Genomic DNA, 20,567 nt, shown 5'->3' with positions numbered 1-20,567 from the left:
GGCCTCCGCGGTACTGGCCTATACGGTGCGGGCCTGTGCGGTCAACGACCGGTGCAGGTGGCTGCGCTGTTCGATGATGATCCGCCGCAGCGCCCGCGGTGCATCCGGGTGGCCGGCAAGCCACTGGTCCGTCCGGACAATAACGGCGTTCGTATCTGCAGTGCCGGCGTCCAGATCCTGACCTGCCGGGTAGAGCCCGCGGACAATCCGGCTGGCTATTTCGATGCTGCGCCCGGCCCAGACGTCCTCCAGTGCGTCGAAATACCGGTCCGCGAACGGCTCCAGCAGCGGCGCCGGTGCCGTGGTGAAACCGGTGATCGTTGCGCTCAGCAACTGGTTGGACAGCGAGTTGCCATGCACCGCCTCGCGCCAGGCTGCCTCTTTCACAGCCGCCTCGGGGCGGGCTGCGAGGGCGGTGGCGTGCCCGGCCCTCCCGGCGGCGGTGTTGTCCCGGGCCAGCTCCGCGTCGAGCCGGGCGGGTGTGGCCTCGCCGTTGGCGGCCAGTGCGTGCCAGAAGTTCCAGCGGAGCTCCGCATCCACGGACAGGCCTTCAACGACGGTGCTGCCGTCCAGGATGCCGCGCAGCAGGTCAAGCAGGCCGCTGCTGTGGCGGCTGGTTGTGGCGACCGTGCGGGCCCACGCCAGCTGCTGGTCGGATCCCGGCGCGGCCCGCAGCAGTTCGTCCGCAGCGAGCGTCAGGAAGCCGTGGCGGACGGCGTCCCGCCCGGCCGCGGGGACGTAACGTTCGATCGCGGTGGCGGCGTTGCCCAGGACGGTCAGGAGCACGCCGATCCCGGACTCCGCGGGCCCGAAGCGCTTGACGGCGTCCACGTAGAGGGACGCCGGAGTGACCGCGTCTCGGGCCGAGTCCCACAGTGCCGTCCAGCACAGGGCACGGGCCATCGGGTCGCTGAGCGCGCCGAGGGAGGACCGCACGGTGGCTTCCGAGCGGGGGTCCAGGCGGACCTTGGCGTAGCTAAGGTCCTCGTCGTTGACCAGCAGCAGGGCCGGCCGTAGCTTGCCGGTGAGGGACGTCACCTCGGTGTGTGCCCCGTCGACGTCAATCTCGACGCTGTCGGTCCTGACCAGGGCACCGTCTTCGTCCGCGTTGTAAAGGCCGATCTTCAGCCGGTGTGGGCGCGGCTCCTGCCGGCCCGTGGCCGGGTCTTCGGCATCCTGGCGAAGCGTCACAGTACCGATGACGCCGTCGCGCTCCTCGATCTCACTGCGGAGGGTGGAAATGCCGGAGGTTTGCAGCCACTGACGGGCCCAGCCCGCCAGGTCCCGGCCGGAGGCGGCGCCCAGCGCGGCGAGCAGCTCGGCCAGGGTCGTATTCCCGTAGGCGTGATCCTTGAAATACTGGCGCGAGCCGGCCACAAAGGCCTCGAAGCCCACGTAGGCGACGAGCTGTTTGAGTACCGAGGCGCCCTTGGCGTAGGTGATCCCGTCAAAGTTCTGCTTGGCGGCCTCGAGGTCGGGGATGTCCGCGACGATCGGGTGCGTGGTCGGCAGCTGGTCCTGCATGTAGGCCCAGGCCTTGCGGTTGTTGGCGAAGTTCACCCAGGCCGTGGCCCAGTCCGTGGTCCGGTCCACGCCAAGGGTTCCCATGTAGTCGGCAAAGGACTCTTTGAGCCACAAATCGTTCCACCACTGCATAGTGACGAGGTCCCCGAACCACATGTGGGCCATTTCGTGCAGCAGCGTGTTGGCGCGGGCCTGGTACTGCGAATCGGCGGCCCGGGAGGTGAAGACGTAGCCTTCCGTAAAGGTCACCAGCCCCGGGTTCTCCATGGCGCCAAGGTTGTATTCGGGCACAAACGCCTGGTCGTATTTCCCCCACGGGTACGGGAAGTCGAAGAGCCGGTTGAAGAAATCCAGGCCGTTCCTCGTGAGCGCGAACAGCACCTCCGGGTCGAAGGACGGTGCCATCGACGCCCGGCAGTAGAGGGCGAGCGGGACAACCAGGCTGCTCCCGTCGGCCAGGGTACCCTTCCAGGAATCCTCGGCTTTGAAATATGGGCCGGCCAGCACCGTCGTGATGTACGTGGACATCGCTTTGGTCGGGGCGAAGTCCCAGCGGCTCACGTCCGGCTCGCCCGCCACGGGCGTCCGCCGGGTCTCGATGCCGTTGGAGGACACCTGCCAACGCGACGGCGCCAGAACGTGAAAGGTGAATTCGGCCTTGAGGTCGGGCTGTTCGAAGTTGGCGAACACGCGGCGGGCGTCGGCCGGCTCGTACTGGGTGTACAGGTAACATTCGTCATCGGCCGGATCGAAGAAACGGTGCATACCCTCCCCGGAGGTGCTGTACAGCGCGGTCCCGGTGACGGCGACCTGGTTCTCCGACTGCAGGTTCTCCAGCCGGATCCGGGACCCGTCCACAACGTCGGCAACGGCGAGCCGGTTGCCGTTCAGGGAAATGCTCTGCACCTCGCCGATGAAGTCAAGGAACGTTGAGCGGCCCGGTTCACGGGCGGAGAAGGTGATGACGCTGCGGCTTGTGTAACCGTCGACGTCCGCATCAGCGGCCGCCCGGACATCCAGGGTGACATCGTAGCTGTGGGTGGCAATCAGGGCGGATCGGTCGGCGGCTTCATCGCGGCGCAGGTTCTGGTTCGACACCCCGCTATCTAATCATGAGGAACGCGGCGCCAAGTCCCAGCGCCGCGATCAGCAGCCAGGACGCGAGGGCGGCCAGCAGCGCCCGTGCACCGGTGTGCAGCAGCTGACCCACCCGCACCGCAGAGCCGAGGCCGAACAGCGCCATCCCCAGGACCACGTCCTGGAGCACCGCGGCGCCCTCGAGGATGCCGGGGGCCAGCCAGCCCGTGCTGCGCAGGGCTGCGAGGGCCACAAAACCGAGCACAAACAGCGGTACGATCGGCGGCCGCTTGAGTCCGTCCCCGGCGTCGGCGCGGCTGCGGTGGTGCAGCCCCGCGGCGGCGACGATGGGTGCCAGCAGGATCACCCTGGTGAGTTTTACGACGACGGCGATGGCCAGTGCGCCCGCTCCGGCGGTCTGCGCCGTGGCCACCACCTGTCCCACGTCATGCACGGAGGCTCCGGTCCAGGCCCCAAAGACCTCAGGGCTCAGTCCCAACGGCCGAATCAGCAGCGGCAGCACACCGATGGCCAGGGTGCCGCACAGGGTTACGAGGGCCACCGGCAACACGGTGTCCGGCTGCCGGATCCGGCGCACCGCGGCCATCGCCCCGATGGCCGAGGCGCCGCAGATGGCAAAACCGGTCGCAATCAGCAGGGAGACCTGGGGTGGCAGGCGAAAGAGCCTGCTGATGACATACGTCCCGGCGAAGGCGGCCAGCACAACGCCGGTGATGAGCAGCAGTGCGGCCCAACCAAGACCGAGTACATCCACCAGGCTGACTTTCAGGCCCAGGATCACGATTCCGGCGCGCATCAGGTGTTTGCCGGCGAAGTCCAGCCCCGGCCGCCCGGGCCCGGCGGACCAGGCGCCCAGGCCGGGGATATTTGCGGCCAGGAGCCCGAACACAACTGCCAGCGTCATGGCCGGGAGCGCCGGCACTTGGGTGTGGACCGCGAGGGCCAGGGCGACGGCGGCCGCGGCGGCCAGCAGCCCCGGCAGCAGCCTGCTCAGGCGACCGGCAGCCGGGAGCGATGGATGAGGGAAGTGAGGCACCTATCCACTGTCCCGCAAGTGCCCGAAAAAAGCCGTCACCGCCACGTCGGCAGCACCGAGGGCAGCCCGCAGCCCGAGCCCGAACTGCTCCCCGCGCCCGGACGCGCCGCGCTCAGCGGGCGCGGAAATGATTTCGCAACAAAAAGGTGGTTGTCTAGTGTCCATGTCTGACCTATTCCTGGATTACTCGGTGGCCGCCGAACGCACCGGCGCCTACGACGAGATGTTTACCCCCGGGCAACAGCCCCGGCAGTCGTACGGGCAGGTTGCCGGCGCCCTGCGGGAACTTTCGCTGGCCGATGTCACTGCCCGGGCAGATTCCATGGCGCGGACCTTCCTGGACCGCGGCGTTACGTTCGACTTTGCGGGGGAGGAACGGCCCTTTCCGCTGGACATCGTGCCGCGGGTGATCCCGGCCGATGAGTGGACCGTGCTGGAGAAGGGTGTGGCGCAGCGCGTCCGGGCCCTCGAAGCGTTCCTCAACGACGTCTACGACAAGATGACGGTAGTGGCCGACGGCGTCATCCCGCGCCAGCTCGTCACAACCAGCGCACACTTCCACCGCCAGGTGCACGGCTTTGAACCGGCCGGCGGTGTCCGTGTCCATGTCTCCGGCATCGACGTGGTCCGCGACGCCGCAGGAACTTTCCGGGTCCTGGAGGACAACGTCCGCGTCCCCTCGGGGGTCAGCTACGTCCTGGAGAACCGCCGCGCCATGGCCAAAGGCCTGCCGGAGGCCTTTGGCCAGCAGCTCATCCGGCCGGTCGAGGAGTACCCGCGGCGGCTGCTCTCCGCCCTGCGCAAGACGGCACCGTCCGGCGTCGATGACCCGACAGTCGTCGTCTTGACCCCCGGCGTCTTTAACAGTGCCTACTTCGAACACACCCTGCTCGCCGGCCTGATGGGCGTCGAACTCGTCGAGGGCCGGGACCTGATCTGCCGCGGCAACCGCGTCTACATGCGCACTACCGCCGGCGAGCAGCGCGTGGACGTGATCTACAAGCGCATCGATGACGAGTTCCTGGACCCGCTGCAGTTCCGCGCCGACTCGATGCTCGGCTGTCCGGGCCTGGTCAACGCCGCACGGGCCGGCGGCGTGACAATTGCCAACGCCGTGGGTAACGGCGTCGCCGACGACAAGCTGGTCTACAGCTACGTCCCGGACCTGATCCGCTATTACCTCAGCGAAGAACCCGTGATCGCCAATGTGGACACCTTCCGGCTGGAGGAGAAAGCGGCCCGCGAAGAGGTCCTTGACCGGCTGGCCGAACTCGTAGTCAAGCCCGTGGACGGCTCCGGCGGCAAGGGACTGGTGATCGGTCCGGATGCTTCCCGGGAGGAACTTGAGGCCCTGCGCAAACGCGTTATCGCGGACCCCAGGGGATGGATCGCGCAGCCGGTCCTGCAGTTGTCCACCGTTCCCACGCTCAGCGGCGACAAGTTCGGCCCGCGGCACGTGGACCTGCGTCCCTTCGCCGTCAACGACGGCGACGACGTCTGGGTGCTGCCCGGCGGCCTGACCCGGGTGGCACTGAAGGAGGGCTCCCTGATTGTGAACTCCAGCCAGGGCGGCGGTTCCAAGGACACCTGGGTGCTGGCGGATTCCCCCGAAGTGCCGGTGGAGACCCTCCCGCGTCCGGCCATCGAGGTCCGCGAGCGGGTCTCGGTCTGGCCTGTAGAGAGCAACTGGCGCGACAGCCAGAAGGAGCAGCAGCAATGACCAGAGGCACCATGTCGATCGCTTTTCCGCTGACCCGTCCTTTTTATGTTTCCGATGCGCCGGAGGTAACCGCCCATGCTTAGCCGTATCGCCGAGTCACTGTTTTGGATCGGCCGCTATGTGGAACGGGCCGACGGAACCGCGCGGATCCTGGACGTCCACCTGGAGCGCCTGAATCACCTTCCGATGGAGGAACAGCGCAGCGTCGCGCAGGAGCTCCTTGCCGTGATGGGCGCCCGGGCACAGAGTGAGGACTTCGGCCTCCCCGAACTGCTCAACGCCCTCGCGTACGACAAACAAAGTGCCACGTCGATTGCCGGTTCACTCGGTGCGGCGCGGGAAAACGCCCGCCGGGCCCGGGAAACGGTGTCCTCAGGCCTCTGGGAAAGCCTCAACACGACCTACTACGGGCTCAACCAGCACCGCAAGGACGTTGTGGGCACCTACCGCTTTTGCAACTGGGTGCTGGAGCGGACCGCCATGGTCAGCGGACTCGCGGACACCACGGTCAGCCACGACGAGAGCTGGCAGTTCCTGGTCCTGGGCCGCTCGCTGGAACGCGCGGACATGACAGCGCGGATGCTCTCCACCCGGGACGTCCTTTCGGCCGGCATGTCCTGGGTGAACATGCTCCGCTGCGCCGGTGCCTACGAATCCTTCCTGCGGACCCGCCGGGCGGCTTTCGGCGATCAGCATGCCGCCGAGTTCCTGCTCTTGGACCGGCTGTTCCCCCGGTCCATCGTCTATGCGCTGCGGGACGCGGATGAGTGCCTCGCCATGCTGGACCCTTCGGCCCAGCGCGTTGGCTTTATCAACGACGCCCGCCGGATCGTGGGGCAGGCCCGGACGTTCCTGGAGTTCCACCGGACCGACGACCTGATGTCCGAACTTCCGGAGCACATGGAGCGCGTCCAGAAGGCCGTCTCGCAGGCCTCGGACGCCATTTCCCGTAAGTACTTCAATCAGGCAGACGAACTGGCCTGGGTGGGAGAAGTTTCATGACCCGGCTGAGCATCATCCACAAGACCGCGTACAAGTACAACAAGCGCGTTACGCTCTCGTACAACGAAGCCCGCATGACCCCGCTGACGGACCCCCAACAGGTGGTGCTGGAGTCCTCGCTGAAGGTTTCACCGTCACAGGCGGCCCTGAGCAGTTACCGCGACTACTGGGGCACCCGGGTGACCGCCTTTGACATGCAGATGCCGCACGAGCACCTGGAGGTCCTGTCCACCACAACCGTGGAGGTACACCGGGCGGAGCGGGTCCCGGCGGAGGCGGACATTGTGGGCTGGAAGGTTCTTGGCGCCGCGGAAACGCTCAACAAGTTCAGCGACTGGATTCCGCAGTCCCAGCTCACCGGCCCGGGCGCCGAAGTGCTCGGGATCATCCCCGGCGTGGTGGGGGACCGCAATCCGCACGAGGCGGCGATGGCTGTCTTTGGCTGGATGCGCGGGGAAATGACCTACATGAAGGGCACCACCGGAGTCACCACAAACGCCGCGGAAGCCTGGGGCCAGCGCCAGGGCGTCTGCCAGGACCTGGCGCACCTTGCCATCGGCGCGCTGCGCAGCCGGGGGATCCCTGCCCGCTACGTGTCCGGTTACCTCCACCCGCGCTCGACGGCGGAACTCGGCGAGCCGGTGGCCGGGCAGTCGCACGCTTGGCTGGAGTGGTGGGACGGTGAATGGCGCAGTTGGGACCCCACCAACCACAAACCGGCGGGCGACCTCCATGTCACAGTGGCGAGGGGCCGTGACTACCGCGATGTGGCACCGCTTAAGGGCATCCTGTCCGGCGGCGGAGGCTCAGCACTCAATGTCAGCGTCGAAATCACCCGGCTGGCCTGATTCCCGGCACCCCACCCGGTTGCCCTCTCAGTTGCGGCTGCTCCGGTAGCCCCGGGGTCAGCACAGCCGACGGGCATCCCTGGGGAGGGGCTATTCGAGTCCGGAGCGGGTGGCGTCATCCAGTGGTGTCCACCAGGTCAGGGGCGGAACCACTTTAAACCGGCGTCCGGTCACCGAGTCAGGGGTGATCCGGACAAAGTGTTCCTTTTTGCCCGCTTGCCAGGGGAACAGGAGCAGCCCCACGGTGTCCAGAACCTCCTCCACGTTCTGCACCGGGGCCGCCTGGCCCTTGATCACCACGCTCCACGCGATGCCGCTGTCGGCGTCCACCCCATCTGCCTCCACCGCCACCGGTGTGTCGCCGGTGGCAGCCTGCAGCTTGGTGCCGTCAGCCGTGCGGAAGACCAGGGTACCGTGGTCCACCTTGTAATTAATCGGGAATATGTCGGGATGGCCATCCACCCAGACGGCCAGCCTGCCAACGGTCACGCCGCGTAGCAGCCGCCAGCATTCGTGGTGGTCCAGGTTCTCAACTTCATGTGCCTGCTGGGTTTTTTCCGGCTTCGGGTCAGTACTCATGTCAGCGACCCTACGTCAGGTACTGGGCAGCCGATAGGGCAAAAGGTCACAATCCGAAGCTCCATCGTTGGGCTCCGAGGGCCGATGCGCCAGCATCAGGGTAGTCTGGCATCACCGTCGCCAGCGCGGACGACAGTTGTGTTCGTTGTATCGAATTGGGGCCATGAGCATGCATTCAGCAGGGAACCGTCCGGACCAGACCACCGCCGAGCCAGAGCCCATGATTGACGACACGTTCAAGGGGTTCGTTTCCCGGGCAGAGGAACTGCTCCAGTCCCAGGAACGGATGGCCGGCCTGTTGGAGGCCGTGGTCGCTATTGCCGAGGACCTCAGCCTGGACGCCGTCCTGGAAAGGGTCGTCCAGTCCGCCTGCCGCTTGCTCCGGGCCCGCTTTGGGGCCCTGGGAGTCATCGGCGATGACCGGGCCCTCAGCCACTTCATCACTGTCGGCATCGACGAAGAACTGGCCCACCGGATCGGACCCCTTCCTACCGGGCACGGGGTCCTGGGCCTGCTGATTTCCGATCCCCGCCCGCTCCGCCTTCATGACCTGCGCAGCCATCCTGAATCCTATGGATTCCCGGCGGACCATCCGCCCATGAACTCCTTCCTCGGCGTCCCGGTGCGGGTCCGGGACGTCGTTTTCGGCAACCTCTATCTGACCGAAAAGGAGGACGGCAGCGACTTCACTGCAGAAGACGAGGGTCTCGCCGTCGCTTTGGCGGCCGCCGCGGGGGTTGCCATTGAGAATGCCCGGCTCTACGACGACGCCCGGCGCCGGGCCCGCTGGCTGGAAGCCTGCATGGACGTCTCGGGGCTGATGCTCAGCAATGACCGCGACTACACCTTCGGCGGATTGGACCCCATCGCAAGCCGGGCCCTCCAGGAGTCCGGCTCGCAGCTCGCAATGCTGGTGGCACCCGCTGCCGGCGGCCGAGGCTATCTTGTCGCCGGGGTGGCAGGAGCGAAAAGTGCGCAGTTCTCCGGCCGGTCGCTCACACTGGATTTGCCCTTGCTGGAAAGTGTCCTCGACGGCGGCGAGCCTGTTGTACTCGATGACGCCTCCGCCCTGTTCGGCGGGATCGACGGCGGAATCACCGGCCCGCTGCTGGCGGTGGCGCTGAGCACCCAGGGCGCCCATCACGGACTCCTGATCCTGGTCCGGGACACGGATTCTTTGCAGTACGCCCGGACCGACATCGAGATGGGCGCCGTCTTCGGCTCCCACGTTGCCCTCGCCCTCGAACTGGCCCGCGTGCACCGGCTCCGGGAAGAACTGCTGGTATTCACGGACCGGGAACGCATCGCCCGGGACCTGCACGACCTGGTGATCCAGCGCTTGTTCGCGGCCGGACTGAGCGTCCAGAGCCTGACCCGCTTTACCAAGGACGAACTCGCGACCGATCGGATCCGCACCATCACCGGCGAACTTGACGAAGCGATCCGCAGCCTGCGGGACACGATCTATTCGCTCAAGAGCAGCAGCAGCGAAACCGAGTTGCTGAGCGGACGGATCCGCCGGGTGGCACGCAGCTCGGCGAAGTCCATGCCGTTCGCACCCAGCCTGACCATCACCGGACCGGTGGACGCCGTCACCCCTGATAAAGCGGACAATGTTGTGGCTGTGGTGTCGGAGGGCCTCAGCAACGCACTTCGGCATTCCGGCGCCGACGCCATCTCCGTGTCGGTAGGTGTCGTCAAAGGCAGGGTGACAGTGGTCATCACGGACAACGGAGCAGGCTTCACCGAACCCGGAAAACGCCGGGGTTTGGCCAACCTTGAGGACCGTGCCCGGATGCTGGACGGCAGCTGCACCATCACGAGCGCTCCGGACGCCGGCACCAGCCTTGAATGGTCCGTGCCGCTATAGCAGTAGCCGTCGCGGGCAGTGATCGCGGTTCGAGGCCCGCCGGCTAACGGACGCTGTGGGGTCGGTGTGCTTCCGCGTGGCTTCCTTGCGGTGCCGGCGACGCGGGGCTCGCGATAAACACCGCAGCCTGCGTCCGCCGTTCAAAGCCCAGCTTGGCCAGCAGTGACGAAACGTAGTTTTTGACGGTCTTCTCGGCGAGGAACATCTCCGCTGCAATCTGGCGGTTGGTGAGCCCACCGCCCACCAGCTCCAGTACCCGCCGCTCCTGCGGCGTCAGGGAGGCAGTCCTGGGGTCCACATCTTCGGCCGCCACCAAGCTGTCCACGATTCCGGCGGCGACGCCCTCCGCGAAGAGGGACTCGCCGGCAGCAGCCCGGCGCAGCGCCCCGATCAGGTCAGTGCCACCGATCTCCTTTAGGACATAGCCGCTCGCGCCCGCCAGAACCGCTCCGCGCAGTGCTTGCTCGTCGTCGTAGCTCGTCAGAATAATGCAGTTCAGCGACGGGTCCACCGAACGTACGTCGCGGCAGACCTCAATTCCGGTCCCGTCCGGCAGACGGGCGTCCAGGACGCAGACGTCAGGATGGAGGGCCGGAATGCGCCGGGTCGCCTCGACGGCGGAACCCGAGCTGCCCACCACCAGGAAGCCCTCACCCTCGAGGAGCTCCTGGAGCCCGCGCCGGACGAGTTCGTGGTCATCAAGGATAAAGACCCGGATAACGGCCGGTGCCCCGTCGGCTGCAGTGAGACCTGCGTCTGCCCAGGCAATCATGATTCTCCTGTCCGGCGGCTTATGCTGCCGTGTATGGTGCGGATACTCCGAGGCCCGCTCCGACGATTATGCCGGCGCGGGATTCCCAGACTCCCCATTGTCCGCTCCGGCCGCCGGTTCCGTTCCCAACGACTGCCATTCTTCTCCGTGTCCCGGGACCGGACAAGGGTCCTAGGTCCCGCCGGGACAGTTCCGGCGTGTGTTGCCCATGCCTTTTGGCCCTAGGCGCTGCTGCGGCCAGCAGGTCATGGTAGGCAGGACGTGCCAGTTGTATACCGAAGGGATCTGCCATGACCGAAGCCACCAAAGTCCGGACCATTGTGGTGGGAGTCGACGGTTCCGATGCATCGGTTGAAGCCCTGCGCCAGGCCCAGAGTCTCGCCGCAGCGCTCTCCGCGACGGTTGTGGCGCTGGCCTGCTGGGACGTCCCCCCGGTCTACGACGGATATGTCGCCATGGGCATCGACGACTTCGATGTCCGCGCCGATGAAATCCTGCAGGAAGCCGTGGAGAAGGCGTTCGGGGCGGACGTCCCCGCCAACCTCGAAACCCGACTCGTCCAGGGCCACCCCCGCCATACCCTGCTTGAGGCCAGCCGGAGCGCCGAACTGCTGGTGGTAGGGCGCCGGGGCCATGGCGGCTTCGGCGGACTGCTCATCGGTTCGGTCAGCTCCGCCCTGGTGGCACACGCCCACTGCCCGGTGCTGGTGGTCCATTCCCCGGAACCCAAAGCTGCGAGGTAGCGCCCGCAGGCTCCAGCCCGGCGGCAGCTATTCGAAAGCTACTCGAAAGAGGCCCGGCGGGGATCAGAGAGGCGGGTGTTCCAGAGATCCGGGTTCCTCACTGTGAACCGGCGACCCGTCAAGGCCTTGGGGGAGAGCCGCACATAGTAGCCCTTGTCGCCCGGCTGCCACGGCTCAAGGAGGCGGGCGTCGACGGCGTCCTTGTCCTCTTGGCTCTCAATCAGCTGCGCCTCGCCGCGGGCAACAACACTCCACGCCTGCTGTTCGTGGGCGTCGTAGCCATCGATCTCAAAGGCGATCGGCTTCGCCGTCATAGCCGCCCAGAGTTTGGTGCCACCGGCGGTGCGAAAGACGATCGAGCGGCGGTCCAGCGCAAAGTTCACCGGAAATATCTCCGGGTGCCCATCCACAATCAGGGCGATCCGCCCCACCACTTCCGTGTCCAGCAGGACCCAGCACTGGTCAATGGACAGCCCGAATTCGGGCGCGGGCGTCGTCTCTGTATTCATGTGCACCAACGTTACGGGCACTGCCGGGAACCCATTAGGGCCATAGGGCCCGGACCCTCCCGGCACCGGCGTGAAACCAGCCCGCGCTCACCACGGACTAGGCTTGTAGTCCTTCAGGAAGACGCCGAACTGGTCCTCGCCGGACTCGCCCACCACAATCGGGTCGTAGACCCGGGCGGCCCCGTCGACCAGATCCAGGGGAGCGTGGAAACCCTCCTCCATCAGGCGGACCTTGGTGTAGTGCGGGCGCTCATCGGTGATCCAGCCGGTATCGACGGCGGTCATCAGGATGCCGTCCGCGTCCAGCATCTCCTGGGCGCTGGTCCGTGTCATCATGTTCAGCGCCGCTTTGGCCATATTGGTGTGCGGGTGGCCGGGGCCCTTGTAGGCTCGGGCGAACTGGCCCTCCATGGCACTGACATTGACGATGTACTTCCGCCGGGCGGTTGAGCGTTTCATCGCCCCTCGAAGCCTGCTAACCAGCAGGAACGGCGCGGTGACGTTGCACAACTGGACCTCCAGCATTTCCAGGGGATCCACCTCGTCCAGCACCTGGGTCCAGCTGTTGATACTGGCCAGGTCCGGGACCAGGCCGCCGGCGTCGATGGCGGTGCCGGAAGCGATGCGCTCCAAGGATGCGGAACCCGCGGACAACGCCAGCGAGGTGATGGCGTCTCCAGCCAGCACCGGGTGATCCAGGACGGTGCTGGCGAGGGCCAGCGGGTGCTTGTCGTGGGCGTGGCCGAAGGTGACTAGTTCCGGGCCGCCATTGGCCGCCTGGAGCGCCGCGGGGAGGGGTTCATCCTCGGCGTCGACGAGCGGCTGATAGGCATTGCCGGAGCGCCGGACGGTTTGGGCTGCGTTGTTGATAATGATGTCCAGCGGACCCGCCGCCTCGAGCGAATCGGTCAGTGCCATCACCTGGGAGGGGTCGCGGAGGTCAATCCCAACGATCCTGAGCCGGTGCAGCCATTCGCTGCTGTCTTCCATCGCGGCAAAGCGGCGGGCAGCGTCCTTGGGGAAACGGGTGGTGATGGTGGTGTGGGCGCCGTCGCGGAGCAACCGCAGCGCAATGTACATACCAATCTTCGCCCGGCCGCCGGTCAGCAGGGCTGCGCGTCCGGTCAGGTCGGTCCGTGCGTCCCGCTTACTGTGGCTGAAGGCGGCGCAATCAGGGCACAGCTGGTGGTAGAAAGCATCCACCTGGGTGTAATGCTGCTTGCAGATATAGCAGGGCCTGGATTTGATCAAGTGCCCGGCAATCTCGCCGGTGGCCGAGGGCGCGAGTTTGTTACCGCGGGTTTCGTCGTCGATCCGGTCCGGGGCCGCCGTAGCGGTCTGTGCGATCACGGCACGGTCCGCTTCGGCGATCATGTCCCGCTTACTGACCCGGCGGTGCCGCTTCACGGCCTTGAACATCTTCCCGGTGGCGCGGCGCACCGAGACGTAGTCCGGGTGCGCCTCGTCGTAGACGTGGATGCTGTTCAGGACCTTTAGGCAGGCCCGGATTTCCTCGGGAGTCAGATCGGACGGCACATCGGGAGAGCTCATTGCCCCAATTTTACAGCCTGACGGGAGCCCGGACCGACGCCGGTACCGGGCTCCCGGCGCAGCAGCGCCGGATCAGTGGGCTTCGGTCGGCTGTGGAGCAGCCACGCCCACCGCGGCAGCCTGCACTTCGGCTACCTTGTGCACGGATTCACGAAGCGCGGGCCAGTTTTCCGTGGCAGCCTTGACTGCGTTCGGCACCAGGATCAGGTTGGCGGCGGCCAGGGCGCGTTCAGCTTCGCCGGGTTCGGGAACATGCTGGCCCTTCGACAGGACAGTGATGCCGGAGTCTGTGACTTTGAATCCGCGGGCCCGGTCCAGATCGTGGTCGAGGCCGATCGCGGCACCCGCCGGGACCTTGACGTTTTTGTCGATGATGGCGCGCTTGACGACTGCGCCGGAGCCAATGGTGACCTTATCCATCAGCACCGAGTCGAGGACCCGGCTGGAGGTGCCGACGTAGACGTCGTTGGAGAGAACTGAGCCCTCCACGATGCCGCCGGAAATCACGGTGCCGCTGGCAACGATGGAATCCATCGCTGTGCCGACAGTGTTTTTCTGGCCGCGGACGAACTTGGCCGGCGGGGAAATGCTTTGCCGCGTGTAGATCGGCCATTCGGAGTTGTACAGGTTGAATACCGGAACGGGAGAGATAAGGTCCATGTGCGCATCGTAAAACGAGTCGATGGTGCCCACGTCGCGCCAGTAGGTGCGGTCGCGTTCCGTGGAGCCCGGGATCTCATTCAGGGTGAAGTCGTAGACGCCGGCTTCGCCCTGGTCAACGAAGTAGGGAATGATGTCCCCGCCCATGTCGTGTTTGGTATCAAGTCGCTCGGCATCGAGGTGCAGGGCCTCGACCAGGGCGTCGGTGCTGAACACGTAGTTGCCCATGGAGGCGAGGAACTGGGTGGGGTCGGCGGCGAGCCCCGGGGTGGTGGCGGGCTTCTCGACGAACGCGGCAATCTTCCCCGGATTATCCGGGTCCACTTCGATCACACCGAACTGGTCGGCCATGTGCAGCGGCTGTCGTACGGCGGCCACTGTGGCCTTGGCGCCGCTGGCGACGTGCTGGTCGACCATTTGCCCGAAGTCCATCCGGTATACGTGGTCTGCACCGACGACGACGACGATGTCGGGATTGGCATCCTGAATGAGGTTCAACGACTGGTAGATGGCGTTCGCGCTGCCGAGGAACCAGCTTTTGCCCACTCGCTGCTGCGCCGGGACGGAGGCGATGTAGTTGCCCAGCTGGGTGGACATCCGCCAGGTTTCGGAAATGTGACGGTCCAGGCTGTGCGACTTGTACTGCGTAAGCACAACGATCTGCAGATAGCGGGAATTGACCAGGTTGGATAACGCAAAGTCAATCAGGCGATAACTCCCGGCAAAGGGCACGCCGGGTTTGGCCCGGTCCGCCGTCAATGGCATAAGCCGGTTACCCTCGCCACCGGCAAGGACAATGGCCAAAACTTTCTTATTCGGCATAGTGATCGCTCCTGAACGCCTTTGTACTTCCACAAACAGTCCGGCTCGCCCGAACGTCTTCACACTAGATCAGTTCCACCGTAACGACTACCTTGGAGTTTGTGCGTATAGACATTGTGACCAAAGAATTCCCGCCCGAAATCTATGGCGGCGCCGGGGTCCACGTGGCCGAGCTCAGCCGTGTGCTGGCCCGGCACGTGGATCTGCAGGTTCGCGCCTTCGGCGCGGCCCGTGAACCCGACTATCACGGCGCGAGCGTCACGTCGTACGCCGTGCCCGGGGATCTGGGCACGGCGAACGCTGCGCTGCAGACCCTCGGAGTGGATTTGCGGATTGTGCCGGATATTGCCGGCGCCGACATCGTGCATTCACACACCTGGTATGCCAACATGGCCGGGCACATCGCCTCGTTGCTGCACGGCATTCCACACGTGCTCAGTGCCCACAGTTTGGAGCCGCTGCGCCCGTGGAAGGCCGAGCAGCTTGGCGGCGGCTACGCCGTGTCCTCCTGGGTGGAAAAGACTGCCTACGAGGCCGCAGCCGCCATCATCGCAGTCTCCGAGGGCATGCGCCAGGACATTCTGCGCAGCTACCCGGAGGTGGACCCCGCCAAGGTCAAGGTAGTGCACAACGGCATCGATGTGAGCCTCTGGAACCGGGACGAAGGAGAGGACGTCGTCCGCGCCCTGGGGATTGACCCGGCACGGCCGAGCGTAGTCTTCGTCGGCCGCAATACCCGCCAGAAGGGCGTGCCCTACCTGCTTCGCGCGGCCGCCAAACTGCCGGCCGACGTGCAGCTGGTGTTGTGCCTTGGTGCCGCAGACACCCCCGAGCTTGCCGCCGAGACCTCCCGCCTGATCGCGCAGCTGCAGACCCAGCGCAGCGGTGTGATCCTGGTGGAGCGGATGTTGCCGCGCAACGAGCTGATCCAGGTGCTCAGCCACGCCACTGCTTTTGCCTGCCCGTCCATCTATGAGCCCCTTGGCATCGTAAACCTTGAGGCCATGGCTTGCGGTGCCGCCGTGGTGGCCAGTGCCACCGGCGGAATCCCGGAGGTGGTACAGCACGGCGAGACCGGACTGCTGGTGGACATCGAGCAAGTCACGGACGGGACCGGCACTCCGCTGGATCCGGAGAAATTTGTCACCGAATTCGCTGCCGCGCTGACCGAAGTTGTCACCGATCCCGCCCGGGCCCGCGCCATGGGCCAGGCCGGCCGGCGCCGCGCCGAAGAACACTTCTCTTGGGAATCCATCACCGAAACCACTCTTGCGGTCTACCGCTCGGTGCTCCCCACGAACTCCTGACCGCAGGCATCCGGCCACACACCACAACGGCGCCGCCCCCTTGCGGGGGCGGCGCCGTTGTGGTGTTCCGGACCGGGCAGGGACCTTAGGACTTTTTCCCGTGGCCCTTGCGTGCCAAGAGGATCTTCTCGTCCACGGGGGCATCCCCGTTGGCGCGCAGCCTGCGGAAGTACTCGCGGGCCTCATCCTGGCGGACCTTCTCAGCGCCCGTTGCGATCTCAGCGCGGAGGTGTTCCGGCCCGAACCCGAAGGCATCGACCAGGTCCAGGGCATGCGGACGGATCTTCACCAGCAGGCGGTTGATGTAGCCGCCCACGGTCCGGGCGCGCTGCATGGAGAGCCTGCCGTTCATCAGGTACCAGGACAGGTTGTCTTCAATCAGGGCCAGGCCGAAGAGATCGCGCAGCCAGGTCAGGACCTTTCGGGTTCCCGGGTCCGTGACCGTGCCAAGCGCCTCGGTAAAGGCTTCCCACTGCAGCAGCTCGGCGTGCGCCTGGGCGGCTTCGATGAGTTCGTCCTGGTGGCTGTTGAACAGGGCGGCGCCCTGCTGCTGGGGCAGCTTGTTGGCGCCCTTGAGCGCCGCGCCCACCTCGGCAACCATGGTTTGCACCCGGTCGGTCAGCAGTGCGCGCTGGCTGGCTTCGTCCTTAATCGCGATGGCCGCCTTCTGAACCGACCCGGAATCAGCCATAAACTGGGCGACGCCGCGCAGGCCCGTCCGGTGGATGGCGGCCCCCGTGGCCTGGCCCACCACATAGCGGGCGAGCACACCGAAGTTCACGGTGCGGAACTCCTTGGCATAGTCGGCCAGCAGCCGCTTGGCGACCAGCTGCAGCAACACCGTGTTATCGCCTTCGAAGGTGGCGTAGACGTCGAGGTCCGCACGCAGCGAGGCAAAGCGGTTCTCGATCAGGAAACCTGCCCCGCCGCAGGCTTCGCGGCATTCCTGCAGGGTGTCAAGGGCGTGCCAGGTGCTGAGCGGCTTAAGCGCCGCCGCGAGGGTCTCCAGATCCTGGCGATCCTCGTCAGTGTCGGCCCGGCCGGAGAAAACGTCGTCGAACTTCTGCAACAGCTGCTCACTGGCGAAACCGGCGGCATACGTGGTGGCCAGACGGGTGAACAGCCGGCGCTGGTGCCGCTGGTAATCGAGCAGTACTTCCTCATCGGTTGGCGAGGAAGCGTTGAACTGGCGGCGTTCTGTGGCGTACTGGATCGCCGTTTTCAAGGCAAGCTTCGACGCGGTCACGGCGGCACCGTCAAGGGAGACCCGGCCCTGGACCAGGGTGCCAAGCATGGTGAAGAAGCGGCGGCCCGGGCTGGCGATGGGCGAGCTGTAGCTGCCATCGTCATCAACGTTGCCGTAGCGGTTCAGCAGGTGGGTGCGCGGGATCCGGACGCTCGTGAAGTGCAGCCTGCCGTTGTCAATGCCGTTGAGTCCACCCTTGACCCCGTCGTCCTCGCCCCCGATGCCGGGCAGGAATTCCCTGGTTTCGGGATCCCGGAGGTTCATGTAGAAGGCGTGCACACCGTGGTTGACGCCCTGCGTCACCAGCTGGGCGAAGACGACGGCGGCGAGTCCGTCGACGGCGGCATTCCCGATGTAGTCCTTCCACGCGGCCCGGAAGGGCGTGTGGACCACAAATTCCGCGGTGTCCGGGTCGTAGGTGGCTGTGGTGGCGATGCTGGCGACGTCCGATCCGTGGCCGGTCTCCGTCATGGCGAAGCAGCCCGGGATGTCAAGGTTCATAATGCCGGGCAGCCACTTCTTGTGGTGCTCCTCGGTGCCGAGGTGGTTGACGGCGGAGCCGAACAGACCCCACTGGACGCCGGCCTTGATCTGCAGCGAAGGGTCCGCGATAACAAGTTCCTGGAACCCGGCGACGTTGCCGCCGTGCTCGTCGGCGCCGCCGACGGCCGCCGGGAAAGCACGGTGTACGGCGCCGTTCTCCACCAGGATCTTCAGCTGGCCGAAGACACGCCGGCGGTGTTCGGTATGGGTAAGCCCCTCCGTCTTGTGCAGTTCGGGGTGCCCTGCGAGCGCCCGTGCGGTCCGGCGGGTGTCGGCCCACTTTCCCAGCAGCAGCTCGCCGAGCAGTTCAACATCGACGACGGGAGCCGCCATCCCGGTTAAGTTCGCCGGCCGGGCGGACTTGCGCTCCGCAGCAGGTCGGGGCGTGGCAGGGACCGCGTGGCGGTCGGCGAGTTCGGTCATGTCGATTCCTTCTTTGGTTCTGACACTTGGGTTCTAACACTTGAATTCTGGAAAAGTCGGTACTGGAACTGGGGCCGGCCGGCTCACGGTGATGCCGGAGCCGCGCCGGCCGGCGCGGACACAGCGGTGGCCGGGCGGAGCTCCGGGGCTATGCCCAGGCACAGCCAGTCGGTGATCTGGCGTGCCATCGCTTCCTGGCCGGGCTTGGCAGGCGTAGCCGGGCTGGCAAGCCATTGCTCACCGGCGTTTCTGACCAGGCCGATCGCGGCGGTCGGCCAGTACCCGAGTACGGCTTCGCGCCCCGTCGAGTCGCCGAGGTGGCTGTGCATGGGCCGGGCGATCATGCCGCTAATGGCCGCAAAAAAGTGGCCCAGGGCGCCGGCTGCGGGGATGCTGGCGCCCCCGGCATCCGCCTCGCCGGGGGTGTAGCGCGTAACGAAGGTGTAGACGGCGGGGCTTGTCTCCGCCATCTGGAGGTAGGCGGAAACCATCGCAAGCAGTCCTTCGCGGGGCGTCTGGGCTCCCTGCGCGGCTTCCTGGATGCGGCGCTGCATCTGGCTCAGAACCACTTCGCCGACGGCCTGCTGCAACCCTGCCTTGTCCCCGAAGTATCGGTAGAAGACTGACTTCGACGTACCGGCCGCGGCGGCAATGTCCTCCATGGAAGCGTCGCTGCCGAGCCTGTGCACTGCCTTGCGGGCAGCTTTGATCAGCTCCCGGCGCCGCTCCTCGCGATGCGGCTGCCAGCGCGAGGCCCGGCCATCCACGCTGCCGCTGCCGGCGGCGTGGGTGCCGGAGGTACTGCCGCCGGGAAGATCAGGCTGGGGAATGTTCACGATACCCAGCGTATCAGGTACGCTGGGTATCGGTAACCCGCTTTGATCAAAGGAGACAGCCCATGACCGTCGACGGACAGTCCACACCCGGACCGCAGGAACCGACTCCCGCAGCCACGGCGCCGGCAGGAGGCACAGCGGGAATCGCCACCGCCCCCGCCGCGCGCACGGCGGCGCCGCAGCTCCGCAAGGCGGTCATCGTGGGCGGAAACCGCATCCCCTTTGCCCGGACCGGTGGCGCGTACACCAAGTCCTCCAACCAGGACATGCTGACGGCGGCGCTGGACGGGCTGATCGCACGGTTCGGCCTCCAGGACGAACGCATCGGTGAGGTAGCTGCCGGAGCCGTACTCAAGCACTCCCGTGATTTCAATCTGACCCGTGAAGCCGTGCTTGGCTCCGCACTGTCCGCAGAGACCCCCGCCTATGACGTGCAGCAGGCCTGCGCCACCGGACTGGAAACGGTCCTCGGCCTGGCCAACAAGATTAAGCTCGGCCAGATCGATTCGGCCATCGCCGGCGGCGTCGACTCCGCCTCTGACGCTCCGATTGCCGTCAGCGAGGGACTGCGCGAAGTGCTTCTTGACCTCAATCGTGCCAAGACGCTGCCCCAGCGCCTGCAGGTCCTGAGCCGGCTCCGGCCCAAGGATCTCACCCCGGACGCCCCCGGCACCGGCGAACCGCGCACCGGCCTGTCCATGGGCGAACACCAGGCGCTCACCACCGCGCAGTGGAAGGTCACACGGGAAGCGCAAGACGAACTGGCTTTTAACAGCCACCGCAACCTGGCCGCTGCCTACGACGCGGGCTTCTTCGATGACCTGCTCACTCCGTATCGCGGCCTTACCCGCGACTCGAATCTGCGCTCCGACACCAGCCTGGCGAAGCTGGCCACGCTCAAACCCGTTTTCGGCAAAAACCTTGGCACAGCGGCAACCATGACGGCCGGCAACTCCACCCCGCTCACTGACGGCGCCTCGACAGTCCTGCTCGCCGCCGAGGAATGGGCCGACGCCCACGACCTGCCCAAGCTGGCTACCGTCGTCGACGGCGAAGCGGCGGCCGTCGACTTTGTGCACGGCAAGGACGGGCTCCTGATGGCGCCGGCCTTCGCCGTTCCCCGCCTGCTGGCCCGTAACGGACTAAGCCTTGCGGACATTGACTTCTTCGAGATCCATGAGGCTTTCGCCGGCACCGTACTGAGCACCCTGGCCGCGTGGGAAGACGAGGAATTCTGCCGTACCCGGCTGGGCCTGGACGGCGCCTTCGGCAGCATTGACCGGTCCAAGCTCAACGTTAACGGATCCTCCCTCGCCGCCGGCCACCCGTTCGCCGCCACCGGCGGACGAATCGTCGCCACGCTCGCGAAGATGCTCCACGCCAGGGGCCCGGTTAATGGCCGTCCCGCCCGCGGACTCATTTCCATCTGCGCCGCCGGCGGCCAGGGCGTCGTCGCTATTCTTGAATCTCACTAGGGG

General features: G+C 66.3%; 16 protein-coding genes. 7 read left to right on the top strand and 9 right to left on the bottom strand.

The annotated features are described in order from the left end of the window. Window positions 1-18: 18 nt before the first annotated feature. The gene (gene pepN / locus QMG72_RS03415) at window positions 19-2,622 is read right to left on the bottom strand and encodes an aminopeptidase N (RefSeq protein WP_282359934.1); all 2,604 of its coding nucleotides are present in this window, start codon (window positions 2,620-2,622) and stop codon (window positions 19-21) included. 4 nt (window positions 2,623-2,626) lie between these two features. Then, entirely contained in the window at window positions 2,627-3,658 is a 1,032-nt protein-coding gene (locus QMG72_RS03410; RefSeq protein WP_282359933.1) for a YeiH family protein, read from the bottom strand. Between the two features lie 163 nt (window positions 3,659-3,821). Between QMG72_RS03410 and QMG72_RS03405 the strand changes: the two genes are divergently transcribed. The 3 genes from QMG72_RS03405 (at window position 3,822) to QMG72_RS03395 (ending at window position 7,228) form a co-directional block, all read left to right on the top strand. After that, window positions 3,822-5,378: a circularly permuted type 2 ATP-grasp protein gene (locus tag QMG72_RS03405; RefSeq protein ID WP_253032779.1), complete on the top strand. Its 1,557-nt coding sequence runs from the start codon at window positions 3,822-3,824 to the stop codon at window positions 5,376-5,378. A gap of 75 nt (window positions 5,379-5,453) precedes the next feature. Further along, on the top strand, window positions 5,454-6,380 hold the full coding sequence (locus QMG72_RS03400; RefSeq protein ID WP_226762129.1) for an alpha-E domain-containing protein: 927 nt from the start codon (window positions 5,454-5,456) through the stop codon (window positions 6,378-6,380). Continuing rightward, window positions 6,377-7,228 carry a transglutaminase family protein gene (locus tag QMG72_RS03395; protein WP_283479641.1) on the top strand — a complete coding sequence of 284 codons (852 nt, stop codon included), beginning with the start codon at window positions 6,377-6,379 and terminating at the stop codon, window positions 7,226-7,228. Before QMG72_RS03400 ends, QMG72_RS03395 begins: the two co-directional genes overlap by 4 nt. A 90-nt stretch (window positions 7,229-7,318) precedes the next feature. On the opposite strand, the gene QMG72_RS03390 is transcribed toward QMG72_RS03395, so the two are convergent. Further along, window positions 7,319-7,807 carry a pyridoxamine 5'-phosphate oxidase family protein gene (locus QMG72_RS03390; protein ID WP_226775876.1) on the bottom strand — a complete coding sequence of 163 codons (489 nt, stop codon included), beginning with the start codon at window positions 7,805-7,807 and terminating at the stop codon, window positions 7,319-7,321. Window positions 7,808-7,976: 169 nt separating this feature from the next. Between QMG72_RS03390 and QMG72_RS03385 the strand changes: the two genes are divergently transcribed. Next, window positions 7,977-9,677 (top strand): GAF domain-containing sensor histidine kinase, encoded by a 1,701-nt coding sequence (locus QMG72_RS03385; protein ID WP_253033580.1) that lies wholly within the window; start codon window positions 7,977-7,979, stop codon window positions 9,675-9,677. A gap of 43 nt (window positions 9,678-9,720) precedes the next feature. Here the strand turns inward: QMG72_RS03385 and QMG72_RS03380 are convergent, their stop codons facing one another. Continuing rightward, entirely contained in the window at window positions 9,721-10,449 is a 729-nt protein-coding gene (locus QMG72_RS03380) for a response regulator (RefSeq protein ID WP_226775875.1), read from the bottom strand. A gap of 290 nt (window positions 10,450-10,739) precedes the next feature. Here QMG72_RS03380 and QMG72_RS03375 point away from each other — a divergent pair, with 290 nt between their 5' ends. Next, window positions 10,740-11,192, top strand: coding sequence for a universal stress protein (locus QMG72_RS03375; protein WP_226775874.1), 453 nt, complete (start codon window positions 10,740-10,742; stop codon window positions 11,190-11,192). 38 nt (window positions 11,193-11,230) lie between these two features. Here QMG72_RS03375 and QMG72_RS03370 read toward each other — a convergent pair whose 3' ends face one another. From QMG72_RS03370 to glgC, 3 genes are all read right to left on the bottom strand, one after another. After that, window positions 11,231-11,701, bottom strand: a complete 471-nt coding sequence (locus QMG72_RS03370) for a pyridoxamine 5'-phosphate oxidase family protein (RefSeq protein WP_226775873.1) — start codon at window positions 11,699-11,701, stop codon at window positions 11,231-11,233. Between the two features lie 87 nt (window positions 11,702-11,788). Further along, a complete protein-coding gene (locus QMG72_RS03365) occupies window positions 11,789-13,252 on the bottom strand; it encodes an SDR family NAD(P)-dependent oxidoreductase (RefSeq protein ID WP_283479638.1) in 1,464 nt (487 codons plus the stop codon). Between the two features lie 72 nt (window positions 13,253-13,324). Then, the gene (gene glgC, locus QMG72_RS03360) at window positions 13,325-14,740 is read right to left on the bottom strand and encodes a glucose-1-phosphate adenylyltransferase (protein ID WP_226775886.1); all 1,416 of its coding nucleotides are present in this window, start codon (window positions 14,738-14,740) and stop codon (window positions 13,325-13,327) included. A gap of 95 nt (window positions 14,741-14,835) precedes the next feature. Here glgC and glgA point away from each other — a divergent pair, with 95 nt between their 5' ends. Further along, complete coding sequence (gene glgA, locus QMG72_RS03355; protein ID WP_226775871.1) at window positions 14,836-16,041, top strand: glycogen synthase; 1,206 nt, start codon at window positions 14,836-14,838, stop codon at window positions 16,039-16,041. Window positions 16,042-16,126: 85 nt separating this feature from the next. Here the strand turns inward: glgA and QMG72_RS03350 are convergent, their stop codons facing one another. Together QMG72_RS03350 and QMG72_RS03345 are read right to left on the bottom strand one after the other, a co-directional pair. Beyond that, entirely contained in the window at window positions 16,127-18,253 is a 2,127-nt protein-coding gene (locus tag QMG72_RS03350) for an acyl-CoA dehydrogenase family protein (protein WP_282359930.1), read from the bottom strand. An 83-nt stretch (window positions 18,254-18,336) separates the two neighbouring features. Next, the gene (locus tag QMG72_RS03345) at window positions 18,337-19,083 is read right to left on the bottom strand and encodes a TetR/AcrR family transcriptional regulator (RefSeq protein ID WP_226775885.1); all 747 of its coding nucleotides are present in this window, start codon (window positions 19,081-19,083) and stop codon (window positions 18,337-18,339) included. Between the two features lie 68 nt (window positions 19,084-19,151). Here QMG72_RS03345 and QMG72_RS03340 point away from each other — a divergent pair, with 68 nt between their 5' ends. Beyond that, window positions 19,152-20,564 carry an acetyl-CoA C-acetyltransferase gene (locus tag QMG72_RS03340; RefSeq protein ID WP_282359929.1) on the top strand — a complete coding sequence of 471 codons (1,413 nt, stop codon included), beginning with the start codon at window positions 19,152-19,154 and terminating at the stop codon, window positions 20,562-20,564. Window positions 20,565-20,567: the final 3 nt, after the last annotated feature.

This window comes from Pseudarthrobacter sp. PH31-O2, from assembly GCF_030063265.1.
In the GTDB taxonomy this organism is placed as follows: domain Bacteria; phylum Actinomycetota; class Actinomycetes; order Actinomycetales; family Micrococcaceae; genus Arthrobacter.
The sequence above is the reverse complement of the archived record's forward strand: the minus strand, read 5'-3'. Positions and strand labels throughout refer to the sequence as shown.

Bases quoted from the DNA above. Each gene is read 5' to 3' on its own strand.
- QMG72_RS03405 (WP_253032779.1), top strand. From the start codon at position 3,822: ATGTCTGACCTATTCCTGGATTACTCGGTGGCCGCCGAACGCACCGGC.
- QMG72_RS03385 (WP_253033580.1), top strand. From the start codon at position 7,977: ATGCATTCAGCAGGGAACCGTCCGGACCAGACCACCGCCGAGCCAGAG.
- QMG72_RS03375 (WP_226775874.1), top strand. From the start codon at position 10,740: ATGACCGAAGCCACCAAAGTCCGGACCATTGTGGTGGGAGTCGACGGT.
- QMG72_RS03340 (WP_282359929.1), top strand. From the start codon at position 19,152: ATGACCGTCGACGGACAGTCCACACCCGGACCGCAGGAACCGACTCCC.
- QMG72_RS03400 (WP_226762129.1), top strand. From the start codon at position 5,454: ATGCTTAGCCGTATCGCCGAGTCACTGTTTTGGATCGGCCGCTATGTG.
- QMG72_RS03370 (WP_226775873.1), bottom strand. From the start codon at position 11,701: ATGAATACAGAGACGACGCCCGCGCCCGAATTCGGGCTGTCCATTGAC.
- QMG72_RS03390 (WP_226775876.1), bottom strand. From the start codon at position 7,807: ATGAGTACTGACCCGAAGCCGGAAAAAACCCAGCAGGCACATGAAGTT.
- QMG72_RS03350 (WP_282359930.1), bottom strand. From the start codon at position 18,253: ATGACCGAACTCGCCGACCGCCACGCGGTCCCTGCCACGCCCCGACCT.
- QMG72_RS03365 (WP_283479638.1), bottom strand. From the start codon at position 13,252: ATGAGCTCTCCCGATGTGCCGTCCGATCTGACTCCCGAGGAAATCCGG.
- QMG72_RS03380 (WP_226775875.1), bottom strand. From the start codon at position 10,449: ATGATTGCCTGGGCAGACGCAGGTCTCACTGCAGCCGACGGGGCACCG.
- QMG72_RS03395 (WP_283479641.1), top strand. From the start codon at position 6,377: ATGACCCGGCTGAGCATCATCCACAAGACCGCGTACAAGTACAACAAG.